The 15,227-nt window shown below is 42.7% G+C and carries 18 protein-coding genes; 17 read left to right on the top strand and 1 reads right to left on the bottom strand.

Going from position 1 to position 15,227, the window contains the following annotated elements:
• The first annotated feature begins 328 nt into the window (after nt 1–328).
• The 11 genes from L5M18_RS21625 (at nt 329) to L5M18_RS21575 (ending at nt 8,437) form a co-directional block, all read left to right on the top strand.
• Nucleotides 329–1,147 carry a flagellin gene (locus L5M18_RS21625; protein ID WP_113940814.1) on the top strand — a complete coding sequence of 273 codons (819 nt, stop codon included), beginning with the start codon at nt 329–331 and terminating at the stop codon, nt 1,145–1,147.
• Nucleotides 1,148–1,449: 302 nt separating this feature from the next.
• On the top strand, nt 1,450–2,796 hold the full coding sequence (gene fliD, locus L5M18_RS21620; protein WP_113940813.1) for a flagellar filament capping protein FliD: 1,347 nt from the start codon (nt 1,450–1,452) through the stop codon (nt 2,794–2,796).
• A gap of 13 nt (nt 2,797–2,809) precedes the next feature.
• Nucleotides 2,810–3,190, top strand: a complete 381-nt coding sequence (fliS, locus tag L5M18_RS21615; protein ID WP_113940812.1) for a flagellar export chaperone FliS — start codon at nt 2,810–2,812, stop codon at nt 3,188–3,190.
• Nucleotides 3,159–3,485 carry a hypothetical protein gene (locus L5M18_RS21610; protein WP_113940811.1) on the top strand — a complete coding sequence of 109 codons (327 nt, stop codon included), beginning with the start codon at nt 3,159–3,161 and terminating at the stop codon, nt 3,483–3,485. The genes fliS and L5M18_RS21610 overlap by 32 nt, the downstream gene beginning before the upstream one ends.
• Nucleotides 3,475–4,659: a flagellar hook-length control protein FliK gene (locus L5M18_RS21605; protein ID WP_263198584.1), complete on the top strand. Its 1,185-nt coding sequence runs from the start codon at nt 3,475–3,477 to the stop codon at nt 4,657–4,659. The genes L5M18_RS21610 and L5M18_RS21605 overlap by 11 nt, the downstream gene beginning before the upstream one ends.
• A 16-nt stretch (nt 4,660–4,675) precedes the next feature.
• Nucleotides 4,676–5,143 (top strand): flagellar basal body-associated protein FliL, encoded by a 468-nt coding sequence (gene fliL / locus L5M18_RS21600; RefSeq protein ID WP_168825867.1) that lies wholly within the window; start codon nt 4,676–4,678, stop codon nt 5,141–5,143.
• A gap of 11 nt (nt 5,144–5,154) precedes the next feature.
• Nucleotides 5,155–5,871, top strand: a complete 717-nt coding sequence (locus tag L5M18_RS21595; RefSeq protein ID WP_173496201.1) for an RNA polymerase sigma factor FliA — start codon at nt 5,155–5,157, stop codon at nt 5,869–5,871.
• A gap of 23 nt (nt 5,872–5,894) precedes the next feature.
• Nucleotides 5,895–6,752 carry a flagellar motor stator protein MotA gene (gene motA / locus L5M18_RS21590; RefSeq protein ID WP_113940807.1) on the top strand — a complete coding sequence of 286 codons (858 nt, stop codon included), beginning with the start codon at nt 5,895–5,897 and terminating at the stop codon, nt 6,750–6,752.
• Entirely contained in the window at nt 6,752–7,672 is a 921-nt protein-coding gene (locus L5M18_RS21585; protein ID WP_113940806.1) for a flagellar motor protein MotB, read from the top strand. The genes motA and L5M18_RS21585 overlap by 1 nt, the downstream gene beginning before the upstream one ends.
• Before the next feature lie 34 nt (nt 7,673–7,706).
• Nucleotides 7,707–8,141 carry a pilus assembly protein PilZ gene (locus L5M18_RS21580; protein WP_263198582.1) on the top strand — a complete coding sequence of 145 codons (435 nt, stop codon included), beginning with the start codon at nt 7,707–7,709 and terminating at the stop codon, nt 8,139–8,141.
• A gap of 8 nt (nt 8,142–8,149) precedes the next feature.
• On the top strand, nt 8,150–8,437 hold the full coding sequence (locus L5M18_RS21575; protein ID WP_113940804.1) for a hypothetical protein: 288 nt from the start codon (nt 8,150–8,152) through the stop codon (nt 8,435–8,437).
• Nucleotides 8,438–8,501: 64 nt separating this feature from the next.
• Here the strand turns inward: L5M18_RS21575 and L5M18_RS21570 are convergent, their stop codons facing one another.
• The gene (locus L5M18_RS21570) at nt 8,502–11,516 is read right to left on the bottom strand and encodes a UvrD-helicase domain-containing protein (protein WP_263198580.1); all 3,015 of its coding nucleotides are present in this window, start codon (nt 11,514–11,516) and stop codon (nt 8,502–8,504) included.
• A 49-nt stretch (nt 11,517–11,565) separates the two neighbouring features.
• Here L5M18_RS21570 and L5M18_RS21565 point away from each other — a divergent pair, with 49 nt between their 5' ends.
• The 6 genes from L5M18_RS21565 to L5M18_RS21545 form a co-directional block, all read left to right on the top strand.
• The gene (locus L5M18_RS21565) at nt 11,566–11,718 is read left to right on the top strand and encodes a hypothetical protein (protein ID WP_263198578.1); all 153 of its coding nucleotides are present in this window, start codon (nt 11,566–11,568) and stop codon (nt 11,716–11,718) included.
• 316 nt (nt 11,719–12,034) lie between these two features.
• Entirely contained in the window at nt 12,035–13,318 is a 1,284-nt protein-coding gene (locus L5M18_RS21560; RefSeq protein ID WP_263198576.1) for a tyrosine-type recombinase/integrase, read from the top strand.
• Nucleotides 13,318–14,163 carry a hypothetical protein gene (locus L5M18_RS21555; RefSeq protein ID WP_263198575.1) on the top strand — a complete coding sequence of 282 codons (846 nt, stop codon included), beginning with the start codon at nt 13,318–13,320 and terminating at the stop codon, nt 14,161–14,163. Before L5M18_RS21560 ends, L5M18_RS21555 begins: the two co-directional genes overlap by 1 nt.
• A gap of 112 nt (nt 14,164–14,275) precedes the next feature.
• A complete protein-coding gene (locus tag L5M18_RS21550; RefSeq protein WP_259482919.1) occupies nt 14,276–14,500 on the top strand; it encodes a helix-turn-helix transcriptional regulator in 225 nt (74 codons plus the stop codon).
• A complete protein-coding gene (locus tag L5M18_RS23535; RefSeq protein WP_071940406.1) occupies nt 14,500–14,706 on the top strand; it encodes a helix-turn-helix transcriptional regulator in 207 nt (68 codons plus the stop codon). The genes L5M18_RS21550 and L5M18_RS23535 overlap by 1 nt, the downstream gene beginning before the upstream one ends.
• Before the next feature lie 349 nt (nt 14,707–15,055).
• The coding region (locus tag L5M18_RS21545; RefSeq protein ID WP_263190459.1) for a transposase at nt 15,056–15,227 on the top strand (172 nt) is incomplete at its 3' end.

The raw sequence follows: 15,227 nt of genomic DNA, 5'->3' as shown, positions 1-15,227 counted from the left end.
CAGAATTTCTTTCAGTTTTCTCACAGTAATAGGCCTCGCAGACATGCACTTTCCTCAGATTAAATGAGCAGAAAGTGCGGGTTTAACGAAGCGAGGAGAAAAAGTCACGCAATAACATGCATGTCGATCAGGGTTTACCATAAAGAAGCAAAAGTGATCGGTTTGCGATGTTATTGAGCGATCGACATGAATGTTATTGGATGATCGGCATGAATGTTATTAGGCGATCGCCATGCATGGTAATACGCAGCTGTCGCCTTACTTAGTTATGGAGCTATACCGGGATTCAGGCATAGCCAAGATAACTGTTTTTTCTAGGAGAGCTGATATGTTAGGTGTTCACACTAATTACGCGTCAATTGTTGCACAAGGTGCTGTTAATAAAAGTAATAATCTATTAACTAATGCTATGGAGCGTCTGTCGACGGGTTTACGTATCAATAGCGCATCTGATGATGCAGCGGGTTTGCAAATTGCTAACCGCATGAGCGCTAACGTAAAGGGCATGGAAACGGCTTCACGCAATATTTCTGATGCGACCTCTATGCTGCAAACCGCTGATGGTGCGTTAGAAGAATTAACGACTATTGCTAACCGCCAGAAAGAATTGGCGACTCAAGCATCAAACGGCGTTAACTCTACAGCAGATTTAAAAGCGTTGGATGATGAGTTTAAGCAATTAAATGCAGAAATTACCCGTATTGTAGAAAATACAACCTATGCGGGTAATAACTTATTTAAAGATGCTACTGATGGTGTACTCGTCAAAGGTGTGACCTTTCAGATTGGCTCGGATGGAGCAGAGCAAATGTCAGTTACCTTAGGTGCTATTGATAAGACAGTTACTGGTGATTTGTTGACTTCTGCAGCCGCCAATACGGCTATCGGGGCTGTTGATACCTTCTTGGCTAAAGTGGGGACAGAACGTTCAACCTTAGGTGCCAACATTAACCGTCTTGGCCATACTGCGGCTAACCTTGCCAGCGTAACTGAAAATACTAAAGCCGCTGCCGGCCGTATTATGGATGCCGATTTCGCGGTTGAATCTGCCAATATGACACGTAATCAATTATTAGTTCAGGCGGGTACAACGGTACTATCTTCAGCTAATCAGAACACGGGTTTAGTCATGGGTCTATTGCGTTAATGTTATTGGGCAAGTGATGTCATTGGTCACGGCTAAAATGCCAGTTAGTTGCGCTGACTGGCATTTTTATTTTAGCCACGGTTTATGTATTGGTCGGTAGTCGCTAAACCCGAGATTGAAACCTATAAGGTTCATGTTTTAGTGGGTAATTTTCGATAACACAAAGTGGAAGATGGTTTTCCTGTTTAAGTGTCCATGCGGAAGTATTTAGCTGTGTTTGGGCCAGTTAATTATTTAAATTTATTTAAAAACAGTAACTTGTTTTTGGCATGCGTTTTGCTCTAGAACGAGTGGAGGTAGTCATGATTTCAGGTATGAATGCAGCACAATTTGCTCAGCAACTGATTGGCGCAGACCGCGCAGGTAAAGATACGCTTTACAAAGGCAAGCTAACTGCCAGCAAAACACAGTTAGATGCCTATACATTGCTCGAAAATAATATGAAGAAGATGGCCACTAAGCTGAGTGAAATGGGTGGCGATGCAGCTAAAGGCAAAATTGCTACGGTTACGGGCGAGAATGCGACCGCGACAGTTAAATCTGATGCGCCTAAGGGTAACTATGATTTGAGTGTGCATAAACTTGCGCAAGCGCATCAACTGACTAAAGCCTATTCCTCTGAAAGTGAATTGTTGCCAACGTCGGGCATTATCAGTATTCAAGTCGGTAGTGATCCGACTAAGCGTATGGAAATTGATTTGGCAACGGTTAATGGCGGTGCGGCTATTTCTGTGTCTCAGTTACGCGATGTGATCAATAAACAAGTGGGTAATCCTGGTGTACAAGCGTCATTAGTGCGCACAGGTAACCAAATCGAATTTATGCTGTCTTCAAAGGAATCGGGTGTCGCGAATCAAGTGAAGGTAGAGTTTAACGGTGCCGATTGGGGCATGACAGAACGTCGTGCAGCACAAGATGCGGAACTCACATTAAACGGTATCAGTATTACCAGCAGTAGTAACTATCTAGAAAATGTTGTTGATGGTGTCAGCCTCGAATTAGTCAAGGTGCATGCGGCTGGTGAAAGCAGCATGATTAAAGTCACAGACGATTTTGAAGCGAATAAGAAAGCGGTTAAGGATTTTGTCGATTCATTTAATTCTTTAATGACGCAAATTAATCAATTAACTCGTTCTATGGGCGTTAAGACCTCTGACTCTGGCTCTTCCGATAAAGATAAGGAAGACAAAACCACTGCAGTGAGTGAAGCGCAAATTGGTGTGTTGAAGGGGGATACCTCTATTCGCCTTCTCCAGTCTAAATTACGTGATTCTGTATTTGCAACGGCTGCTAATGGCATGCGTTTGTCTGATATCGGGATTGAGATTGGACGAGACGGAAAACTGAAAATTGATGATGCTAAGCTGACCGATAGCTTTAAAAGTGATCCAGAAAAAGTACAAGCCATGTTTACTGGTCCTGACAGTTATATCAAAAGCATAGAAAAGACCCTAAAACCTTTTACACAGTTCAATGGCTATATCGATCAAAAGCAGGAAGCGCTAAATAAGCAGATTAAAAGTGTGAATGACAGTATGGCGCGCCATGATTATCAAATGAATCAAAAGTATCAGATTTATTTAACCCAGTTTACGGCAATGGAATCCACCATTAATCAGTTTAATTCCGCAAGTCAGTTGTTTTCATAGGAAGCAGTAAAAAATGTTAAATGAGTACGATCCATTTAATGCCTACAAGCAAACCGCTTTAGATGCACAAGTAGCGGCAGCAACAACCCATGACATGGTGCGTATGTTACTTGATGGTTTATTGGAAGAACTAGAGCGGACCGCTGGCCATATGGAATACCAAAGGTTTGAGGCGAAAGGAATGAGTATCCATAAGTGCCTTAATATCGTGCATGGCTTGGACTCTATGCTTGACCTTGAAAATGGTGGTGAGGTTGCCGTGAGCTTACATCGTCTCTATGACTTTTGTAGCCGTCAGCTTGTCAGCGCCAGTGTCGAAAACAGTGCTGAAGCGCTAGTTCCAGTGACTCAGGTGATTACTAATGTCAGAGAAGGATGGACAAATCTCAATTAAGCAGTGGGCGCGTTTTGCGAATGCTTTACGCCAATATGCAGATGCTCAGGATTGGGAAAGCGTCCGAAAAGTGAACATCGCTTTGATCAAAGCACTGCAACAGGCTGGTGAGGCTCATGATATTGAGCAGAAATTGGCACGTGCAGAATTAAAGCGGGTTCATTCCCAAGTGCTACAAGAGTTGATCTTGGCTCGTGATGAATTAGCCGCTGAAATGGGTCGCTTTAAGGCGCAACAACCAGGTTTAGCCGCCTATCAATTAACACAAGTAAGTGGAGCTTTGGATGATCTCTGATCTTCTTTCAACTCGTCCTGTTGGCACAAATACCAGCTTGACGACTAAAGTGGCAAGTGCAGTTGATCAAGATAAATCAGAGTCATTTACCTTATTGGGGTTGCCAGTCGGATTGTCTGCAGCGCCTCTCCCGTTAGAGGGAGCTCAGTGGACTCAGAATGCCGAACATACTTTAGAAAGAGATGCTGATACTTTTTCAAATCAATATGTTAATAGTAGTTTCATTGATTCGGCTCCTTTTGCGTCTATAGTTCCTGCTGCACAGGGATTGTCTCCGTCACTGTTAAATACTGAGATTAACTCAGTGCCTATTATTCAAGATGGCTTAGCCGCCACGCCTCAGGCTAGTCTCGTTTCACCGACTGCTGTCGCGCCGTTTGTTCCTGTGATTTTTCCCGCAGAAACGGTTAAAGCGGATCCGATAGGTCGAACTCCTGCGTCTTTAATTGGGCTCTCAGCCACAGATCAAAGAGGAATCCTATTTAGCTCAGGGATGACCTCATCTATGGATCTTACAGGAAGTCGTACTCAGCCTGTGGGCATGAGTGGCGAATCCTTGAAAATGAGCGGCGTATTTACGCAGGATTCAACGCTGGCAACTTTCTCTGGGGATTTTGAGCATTTGAAATCTGACTCGTCAGTGTTTCAGCGTGTGTTGGCAGAACTTAGGGGGCATGAAGTTAAAGATATAAATGCGATAGGATCTCAGCAGGTTGCGGGTACGCAGGCTGCAAGTGCTACTCAATGGGGCCCTGTATCTCTCACTCCCATGGCTTCTTTAGCGCAGCACTCTCAGGAGATCCTTACTCCCTTAAGAGAGCATCTTCGTTTCCAAGTCGATCAACATATTAAGAAAGCCGAATTAAGGTTAGATCCGCCAGAACTCGGCAAGATTGAGCTCAATATCCGTTTAGAGGGCGATCGTTTACAGGTGCAAATGCATGCAGTAAATCCGGCAATTCGAGATGCATTACTCAATGGTTTGGATCGTTTGAGAGTGGATTTAGCAATGGATCATGGCGGTCAAATTGATGTCGATATTGGTCAAGGTGAATCGCAACAGCATCAACAGGAAACTGCATTATTCTCCTCTTCGATAGCGGCTGAGACTACAACGGATAATGTAGTCGATGTGATGGCGAGAGAGAAATCCCAATTAGATTTATTGGCTTAAGTGCCGGAGTCGTTTAATGGCAATTTTAAAATCTCGTTTAGTAAAGATTATCGTAGCGTTACTTGTGCTCATTAGTTCGACCGCAGGTGCATTCTGGATTGGAACAAGTAGTGGAGATTGGAAGCTAGCAGAGCTTTTTGCATCGGAACCGGAAGTCGAACCTATACCAGTTGCAAAGTTTTACCCGTTAGAAAAGTTTGTGATATCGATTCCCGGGGATAAGTATCCCCATTACATGCTGCTTGAAATGTCATTAAAAAGCCGTAATCCCAATATGAAAGCGGTGTTGCTGGAGTCAGATCCACTTATACGAAACGCTATGATGAAGATGTTCTCACGTAAAACATTTGAGCAGTTGAACCACTTAGATCAGCTTGACAGTTTACAATCAGAAGCGTTGATATTGATGGTTAAAGTGCTGTCAGATAACCAATTACCATCAGATATTGATGAAGTACTCTTTACTCGCATGGTGATCCAGTAAGAGGCCTTATCATGACAGCAGCGGGCCAACTCGCATATCAACAAACCTGTGATTATCCAGTCGAAGAGCGTCAATCTGAACAACAGATTATTCGACAATACTTGCCATTAATCAAACGTATAGTCTCGCAGATGCGCAGTCACTGCGGCGTGATGTTATCACTCGAGGATATGGAGCAAATTGGCATGATGGCCTTGCTTGAGTCATCACGTCGGTATCCTGGCGAGCTGGATAATGGATTTATTTCCTTCGCTGGGCAACGGATTCGCGGTGCCATACTCGACGAGTTGAGGCGGCAGGATTGGCGTCCTAGACCTGTTAGACAGCAGGCCCATGAGCTTAATGATGTTGTTAGACGTTTGAGTCGAGAGATGGGACGTGAACCAAGCGATCTTGAAGTGGCCAGTGCGCTTGGGCTGAGCGCGGAGGATTATCGGGAACGTTTATACTCGACGCAAGCTGAGTCGATGAAAAGCTTAGATGAGTTGCTATTGGGCGGTGATCATCCAGTAGACAGAAGTAATGATGTTGAGCGGTTAATACTGAAGCAAACTTTGATCAAAGTTATTTCAAAATTAAATGAAAGAGAACAGCTAATTCTGTCGCTTTACTATCATCATGAGCTGAATTTAAAAGAGATAGCTATGGCATTGGGATTGACTGAAACGCGTATTTGCCAGCTGCATAAATCAGCTATTTCACAGTTAAAAACAATATTGCAGCGCTAAAGTTTAAAAGTGAGAAGATCGTAATGAGTAAACTAGTTGGGCTGTTAATCATTTTAGCTTCTGTGTTTGGTGGATATGTTTGGGCGGGTGGAGCTTTGTCTGCATTGTGGCAGCCTGCTGAAATTTTAATCATTATGGGGGCCGGAGTTGGAGCGCTCATTATTGCTAACCCACAATCAGTATTAAAAGAAATGCTTGAGCAGTTAAAAGAATTATTTAATAAGGGCAAGGAAGATCCTGAATTATATCCTCAGTTATTTCCTTTGATGGGCACTTTAATGGCTCAGATCCAATCTCAAGGCTTAAAAGTGCTCGATGAACATTTAGAAAATCCTCATCAGAGCTCTATTTTTCTAATGTACCCAGCCGTGCTTAATCACCCAAATGTTTTACAGTTTTTAATTGATAACTTACGAGTGCAGTCTATTGGGAAAATATCTCCCCATGACTTAGAGCATATCCTAGAAGAAGAGATTCATCGAATAGAAGAGGACAGATTACGACCATCGGAAGCTTTTAGTAAGGTGGGAGAGGCTATGCCTGGCTTTGGTATTTTAGCTGCTGTTCTCGGTATTATCATTACTATGTCTAATATTGATGGCCCAATTACTATGATTGGTGTCAAAGTTGCCGCGGCATTAGTCGGTACATTTATTGGTATTTTCGCGTGTTATTGTTTCTTTGACCCAATGTCAAAGGCATTAGAACATCTGGTTGATCGTAAATCGGCACAGCTTCGGTGCATAGCCGCTATTTTAGTGACCTTTTCAAAAGGTAAACCACCAATGATGGCTATTGATGCGGGACGGAAACAAATACAAAGTGAAAATCGTCCTTCATTTATCGAGTTAGAACGTTGGATGGAAGGGCAGAGAAGCTAATGCTCCATAAAAATGAGCCGATTATTATCAAGCGGCGAAAGCGAGGAAAGCGTAATCATGGGCATGGTGGTGCGTGGAAAGTCGCTTTTGCCGATTTCACGCTTGCTATGATGGCGCTCTTTATGGTGCTGTGGATCATGCAAATCGCTGATCAAAAAGAGCGAACCATGATAGTGCAGTATTTACGTGGTGATATGAATCCCACTGGTCCAATGAATCCATTTGAGCTAAGTCAGTCATCTTCGATTATTGATTTAGAAGGAAATATGTCTATTGCTCCTCCAATCATACCTTCCAATTCTATGCCTAGAGGTTCGGAGTCAGAAGGATTAGAGGAAGGTGCGCTCATCCCTGGGCAATTTGATACTCAGGCGCAATTAACTGTGCTCGCCAGAGAATTGAATCGAGTCGTGCAAAGCTCGAGCATGGCTGAAAACATTGCCGTGACTATTGTGCCTCAAGGCATACGCATCTTAATTCACGATAATGTGAATCAATTTATGTTCACGCGGGGCAGTGCACAGATGCAGCCCTATTTTGAAGAATTACTTTTATCTTTAGGGCCTATTTTAAAAAATATAACTAATAGCATGGTTATTTCTGGTCATACGGATTCAACGCCTTATGCGGGCAGTTTATTTACTAATTGGGAATTATCGAGTGAAAGAGCACTATTAGCACGAAGAGTGCTTGAGCGTGGCGGTGTTAAACGCGATCAGGTTATTCAGGTGACGGGTATGGCTGATCAGGTTCCTTACATCACTTCGGATACTGCTGCGGCGGCTAATCGTCGGATTGAGGCGCTTATTTTAACCTCCTCTGCTGAACAGTTATTAAGAGGCATGATTGGCGCTCCGATCGATACAGTCCCAAGTGGCGTTACAATCAACGAAATTAAGCGCCAAGCAAACACTCGCTAGTGTTAATACCTGCTCTCATTTGTTAGGGATGACTATGAATCTGTATGAAGAGTTTGTACATTCTGAGGATGAAGTTGAAGCGACCCCTGAGTATCAGATTATTGAATTTGATAATCGTCGAACTCATCAAAGATTTAGCCTGAGACGAAATAAAAGAGCGCCACTCGCATTTGCATGCGATGGCCTGACAGTAAATTTATCAACAACTTGCTGGTTTGTTATTACACCGATTGGAACTGCAAATATAAAAGATATTAGCATTGGCGGTGTTGGGATTTTGTGCAATGAACCACTATCAGTAGGGAGGAGATTCTATATTGAACTTGAGCAAACACGAGTCTTATGTGAGGTAACTCGAGAACACACGATTAAAGGTCGATTGAAGTTCTTAGGCGCTCGCTGGATTTATCGTGATAAAGCTGAAGTCCAGAACTTGATTGATGCAATTAGACTACGGGCGAAAATATAGGATATGCAATGGCTGCATCTTTTCATCGAAACGGCTCGGATAAATTACAGAAGGTCTTTCTGTATCTTATTCTGCTGAATTGGCTATTGCTTATTATTGTTGCACTCAATATGAATACATTACGCTTTAGCCATGGTGTTATGATTTCAATTATGATTTTTATCTATAATTATTTTCTGGCTCATTTATGTTTTATTCGTGCTGCCAGAGCGCAAGATGCTTATCTCATTTACCCAGTGGTTATTGGTGCACTCAGCTCTTTTTTCCTCGTTGTTTATTTCTTCTTTTTACTCTAAATTCCCTACCTATAAAAATGAGTTGCTACTCATTGTTATAGGCTTTTGTTGAGCATTCTTGCATCTAGCTCACATGCTTTTGGGGTCGCTCGCTTGGGAGCGATAACTTGGCCTTGTTTAGTTTATTCGTACAACTGGGTAGGTTTTGCCCGCGGTAATTGCGACAAGCCCAAAAGGGGCCGAATCGACCATCCTTTAACTGCATATCGCCACCACAGAGGCTACAAAGTGGCGCTATATGGCCACAGTTCTCATTCAAACATACCTTAAAGCCAGCAAAGCGTGTTCGGGTCATTGGGCTAGCACAGAGCTCACAACCTTCTTCCTTGTGATCGCAAAGGGGAAAATGTGAGCAGGAATAAAACGATTTAAATTTTCCCGTTCTAGGCTTAAGCGTTCCCGTGCTACAACGCACGCATTTTATGTCTTCAAATAACCTTTGTACTAAAGAGGTGCTGAACTCATCTTGTTCAATTGCGTAGCCTTTTGTAAGCATTTCGGTGACGAATGGGCTCACGTCTGTCATATCGGCAATCACATAGGCGCGGTGTTTTGCCCGCGTTAACGCGACATAAAACAGTCGACGTTCTTCTGCAAATTCAAACGCTTCCGTTTTTGGTAAAAATGCATCTAGTATCGGAGGAGTGACTTTCATTGAAGGGAAGCCATGCATTCCCGTCTTCATCCCCATGATCACCACATAATCGGCTTCTTTCCCTTTAGAAGCATGAAAAGATTGGCATTCAATTTTCAAGTTAGGGTACTTAGCCTTGAGTTGGTTTACTTGGGTTTTATCGGGTAGCTGAAACCAAAAACGTGCCAGTAAATAGACGCTTGCTACGCTGTTAAGTTTGTCACTTCTAGCGCTTATCCTTGCACTAATGGCCGTTAATGCTTGTTCCAGTGCATTTGGGCTTGGTTCATTTAGGTTTGACTGCTCGTTTTCTCCGCGGCGTAATATTGAGACTGCAGGGTAGGCGACCTGCATGAGGGAGCGAATGTCCTTCCTCAATTGCGTGGGATTCTGGGTGACAAACTGAGTGGCAACTTGCTCAATACTACTGTTAAACCTAAAAGTCAGATCCAAATAGCTTTGGGCTGTTGGGCCAAAATATTGGCTAAATTGCGTGGTTAAACTTACATCTGCACCGCTAAAACGGTAAATTGCCTGCCAGTCATCCCCGACACAAAATAAAGACGCCAGCGCTTTAGAATGAGGGGCACAGGAATCCCTCAAGGCACGCACTAAGCGGGCACGTGGTTCTGAAATATCTTGGAACTCATCCACCATAATAAAACGCCACGGGCTAATAAATTGCCCGCGTTGTAAATACGTCAACGCTTTGCCTATCATGTCCTCAAAATCAATGTCGCCATTTATTGCTAAATGCTGCTCATAGCGCGTGAGTATAGGCTCAAGCAGTTCGAATGCCTTGCGGGTCTGCTGAGCATCGGCGGCGCGAGCAAATACACCCTCAAGCCCATGTTCATCAAGGCAAGCCGCTTTATACAGCCCTATCAGCTGACTAAACATTTTTGCCAATTCGGTCATGCGGCCAAGTTCATGTAGGGTTGCTAGTATGGCTTCATCGGGTAAGGGCGCATATTGTACTTTAAAGACCTGTAAAGCTTGCTCAAGCTTACTGATTAACAACCCTTTTTTATGTTGGTAATAAAATAGCTCAACACACTTAGTGCCATGCTGTTGATGTAGCTGGCGTTTCCATGCCATCGATTCCAAGTATTTCTGGTTATCGATATAAGGAGCGGTATGCTGGTGTTCATCAATACCATAGTATTCAAGATAAATTTGGTATTCAGGCAGATAGAAATCGGGTTGATACTGACGAAAATCAATACTGCGCACATCATGCTTATACTTAGCTTCATAGACATATTCGATGCCATTGCTAAATAGCCAGTTGGCAATGTAGAGCTCACCAAAGCTTTTGACTCGCTCACCTTTAAGACTGCGAATATCGTTATCATTCAAGTATTGAAAATACTCGCCTTCCATATCGAACTCGAACGGGCTTTTTTCAACATAATAGAAACGGCTGAAATATTCGAAAAGTTGTTTACGGTAAGCCTCATCTTCAATCAAAGTCTCAAGGATATTGTGCACCCACAGCTCTTTGGCTTTGTCATCCTCCGCTAAAGGGGACAAACTCGGTTTTGCTCGCTCAACGTCGGCGATAATTTTTGAGCCTAAACTGTGGAAGGTGCTCGCCTTGATATCATCCGTACCGAGCCTATTTTTAATCCGCTCATCCATCTCGTCAGCCGCTTTACGGCCATAGGCTAATAGCAATATTTCATCGGCTTTTGCTTGACCACTCTTAAGCAAATATCCTGCTCGACCAACCATCACACTGGTCTTTCCTGTGCCTGCGCCTGCCAATAACAAGTTATTGTTATCATCGATAATACAAGCTCGGCGCTGTTTTTCGGTTAAGGGATTAGATTCTACATGCTCAAAATAGTCAGCAAATTTAACGAGCTGAGACTGAATGTAATCTTCACGCAACTGCTTTATATCGGCGCGAGTCCAGCGGTGGATTTGCTTAAGCCTCGCTAACACTGTGTGTAAATGTGCAGACAATGGCAGGTTTTCACACCAAGGGAACCAGCGCTGGTATTCGCGCGCGACTCTGGCTTGTATCATTTCTAAACGTGATTCACGTAAATAAGTGCGTGTCAGTGTCTTATCCACTTTCGCCATTAACTCAGCAACGCGCGGCCCATTGGCATTTGCCCAATACTGTGCGATTTGATTGCTAAATTGATGCTGTGCAAAATAGCTGAGAAAAGGCAGTTGATAGGCTTTGCCTAATACTGTGAAACCGAGTAGATAACCTAGTGGACTTAAGGTAAAAAATGGTGGGAAATCTAGCTGTTGCCAGGTAAAACATTCGTCAGCTTCTACTTTGTTAGTGCTGCGAGAGTGAGCAAAAAAGCCGCCTTTAGTGCGATTAATGCTAATACCACTCGTGGTGAGTTTTACCGCATCAGCTTTGCCAATAAAGAAACGGCCAAACCAACTGTGTTTGATATCTTGTTCAGAGTGAGTCAATGACAATGTAAAACCTACGGCTAAAAAGTTTTAGAATTAACAGACTGATTTTTAAATGCATTATAACTTAAAACCCGATGGCTCGTGTCAAGGTTGTGCTATGGGCTGTATGGATTATTTATTGATTTTGGTCGCTAGAGCAGCTAAGTGCATTGTATTGGTGAATGATATCTTAGTTGGCGTGAGAGGCGTGGCAAACCAAGCATGATGGTGACTGTGTAACTATGTGCATAAGAAGGGCGCGCATTAGAAAGGTTTACATTAGAAAATGGTGTATCAGAAAGCAAAAAAGCCCGAATCTCTTCAGGCCTTTTCTTTTTTCAATACAACAGCTTAATCCTTGCGGATTAATTCATGCCGTATTAATTAAGCTGGTGTTTTTCTCTGTTCGCAACTGGTCGCTGCTTATTATTAACATATTGATATTATTGATTGTTGTGTTATTTTTTGTTTGTTTATGTTCTATTCTGTTTGCCCTTATACTAAGATATGTGTGTAACTCGGTGTGTAACTCAGAGGTGGGTGTGGCAACTAAGAAACTTAGTGATAGAGGGCTAAAGGCACTGCTTTCTACATTTCATGATAAACCTAAGTCATACAGCGATGGAGATGGGTTGAGCATTCGTGTCTCTCCGTCAAAAACATCTTCTGTCAATAATTTACAGTGGCAGTTTCGCTATAGATTAGGTGGAAGGGAATCAAATCCATTGACCCTAGTCTTAGGGAGATATCCCGATTTGACTTTGGCAGCAGCAAGAAAAGATCGAGAACAATGCAGAAAGTGGCTTGCTGAAGGAAAAGATCCTAAAAATGAACGTAATCTAGAGCGCCAAGAGAGTTTGAAACCACTAACGGTTGAAGATGCGCTTTTACTATGGATTAATAACTACGCGGAAAAGAATCGGAAAAACTCAAAAACACATCTGCAACAATTTAACAAATGGATTATTCCTAATGTTGGCCAACTTCCGCTATCTCAGATAACTAAACATAACTGGATTAACTGTTTTGAAGCCAGAGCAAAAGTATATGGCGTAGCAGCTGGATATGTTTTGAGAAACGTCCAACAGGCATTGAAGTATGCTAGAAAAAGAGGGCACGAGGTCAATAGTGACATTTTCGAAATCGATTTTGAAAGTATCGGCGCACGTGCGCAGTCTAAGAGGTCTAGGCGCCTAGTGAGTGATACTGGTTCAAAAGAATTAGTAGATCTGTTGTGCTGGCTAGAGGACGGGAAGTTACTGCCATACTATAAAGAGTTAATAACGTGTCTAATTATATTTGGTTGCCGAACTCAAGAAATTAGATTGTCTAGAATCAGCGAATGGGACTTTGAAAGAATGATTTGGACAGTCCCTCCTGAGAACAATAAAAATCGAATCAAAGACCAGCAAAATGGTTTGAGTGGTGAGATATTGCGACCTATTCCTGAGAGGCTCAAGCCATGGCTTATGGAGTTAGTATCGAATAGTCGAAATGGCTTCATGCTTGGAGAATTAAAGACTGATACTGCAGTGAGTCAATGGGGTGGGGGGATTCATCGAAAACTTGGCCACGAGAAGCAATGGGGATTACATGACCTACGACGTACCGTAGCCACTGGAATGAATGATTTGGGAGTGGCCCCTCATATTGTTGAATTGATGCTAGGGCACACAATACAAGGTGTTGGAGGCATTTATAATCGAAGTCAAAGATTACCCGAAAAGCTCCAAGCCCTCGAGTTGTGGTTAGACAGGTTGGAACTTTTACGTTCAGATTCAAGTAATGTTGTCATGTTAAAGCAAGCCAGAACAAAAGGTTTTTAATGAAAATCCCCTTGAAAGTTAAAATGAACCGTGTTGATGATATAAAGAGAATACTGTTACCAGAAATGGTGTCAGAGATGTTGAAATTGGTCGACGACACCTTTTCTGAAGAAGAACAAAATCAATTGGACCTTATCAAAGGTAGTGACGCTCCGGGGATTGGGATTATTAAGTTAGTAGGAACCAGGGCCAATGAAGTGAGGTCAAGTGGCAATGAGCTCTATGCCGAGAGGGCATCTAAACATCAACCCTCGCAACTAGGGTTAGTCATCGACAACACAAACATTTTTATGAGGCAAGCGGAGACCTTACATCATCAGTTAACTGCAGTTATAAAAGAAGGTGGTGTAGAGGCGTTAAAGCAGGTAGATATAATTATTGAGACAGTCTTTCATATTGGCTACTACGCAGGTAGCAATGATTCATTAGCCATAACTGACCGATATACCAATGCTGGTTACACGACTAAAGTCACTCAACCGCAAAGAGGTGGTCAGTCAAAAGCTAAAGCCATTGACCCTGTCAAACAATTAGTTTGCGAAATGGCTAATCATATATATCAAAATCAATCATTGTCTAATACACCTAAATTAATGTTGGGAGGAGCTATTTATAGCTTATTAAGGGGGTTCTCCCAAAAAGGAGACAACAAAAACATCCCATCATTAATTAAATTTGTCAGTAGATCTCCCGAGCACGCGACTATCAATTCATGGCTTAAAGGTATTAAGAAGCCTAACAATCTTCTGCAACCACCGAAACCGAGTCTTTCTGCAGTACAGCAGGCTTTAAATACAGCTTACACAATGCAAAAGATTAAAAGTGCGCTAAAGTGTAATATTTAATAAAAACAATGTATTAGTGCCGTTAAAAAGAGGTCCTGCTCAGTAGGACCTCTTTTTTTGCCAATTATTTTCTCCCACAATCACTCCCGAACAGACTTAAACGGGAGTGAGCATGAACTTATTAAATCAACTATCTACAGACCGCATCGTTCGTGAAGCGGAACGCAAATCAATCACCTCAATTTCACGTACTACTGCATGGTCACTTGAGCGTAGAGGCCTTTTCCCTAAACGCAGGCAGCTCTATCCACAGAGTACTTCTGTTGGCTGGCTTTTATCAGAGCTAACTGAGTGGGTCGCTTCTCGTCAAACAGTTAATGGCGGTGGAAAGTGCTAATGCAGAACCCAAACGACGATCACTTAGCGCTATTTATTGATGAGTATCGGATAGTCAAAAAACCTGAAATCCAGCGACTACTCGGCATCAGTCGGTCAACTTTAGGACGAAGAATTAAATCAGGGAGGTTTCCCAAACCGTCATTGATTGAGAATGGGCGCTCATGCTGGCTGTTCAAAAATGTGCGCGAATGGCTGTTGAAGTAAGTATGTTGTCTACCTATGGGATTAAAGCAGGCTTAGCCTGCTTTTTTACCAAACGAGATGACACAGTTTGACCCACTATTCGCGCTAATCAAAACCGACTAAAAAGCCTTAAAACCCCTTAGGGCTGCAAGAAACACCATAGATCAAACACGATAAAACGGCGGATATTAAATAATATATGGTCGCCTATTATTGGGATGTCAAAAATAGAAGGCAAAGCTATGTTTTGTATCAGTAAGCATAATTCAACATTAATGGCGTATAAGAATCATGCCCCCTGTGTCAGGATTGTTGTCACCCCTTAAAATCATCCAATAATTAAATAAAGGGGGCGGTCAATGAGAGCTCAATGGAACGATATTCACCTGAACGTAAAGACGCTGTCTTAAAGAAATTATTACCTCCCCACAATATGACGGTCACGGAAGTGGCTCGCAGTGAGGGGATCTCCTACCAAACCCTGTATCATTGGCGAGATAAAGCCAAAAAAGAGGGTCGCCCTGTGCCAGGTAAAACATTAA

Source organism: Shewanella sp. SM20 (assembly GCF_025654545.1).
Classification (GTDB): Bacteria; Pseudomonadota; Gammaproteobacteria; order Enterobacterales; family Shewanellaceae; genus Shewanella; species Shewanella oncorhynchi.
Note: the sequence above shows the minus strand (reverse complement) of the source record. Positions and strands in the feature narration are given on the sequence as shown.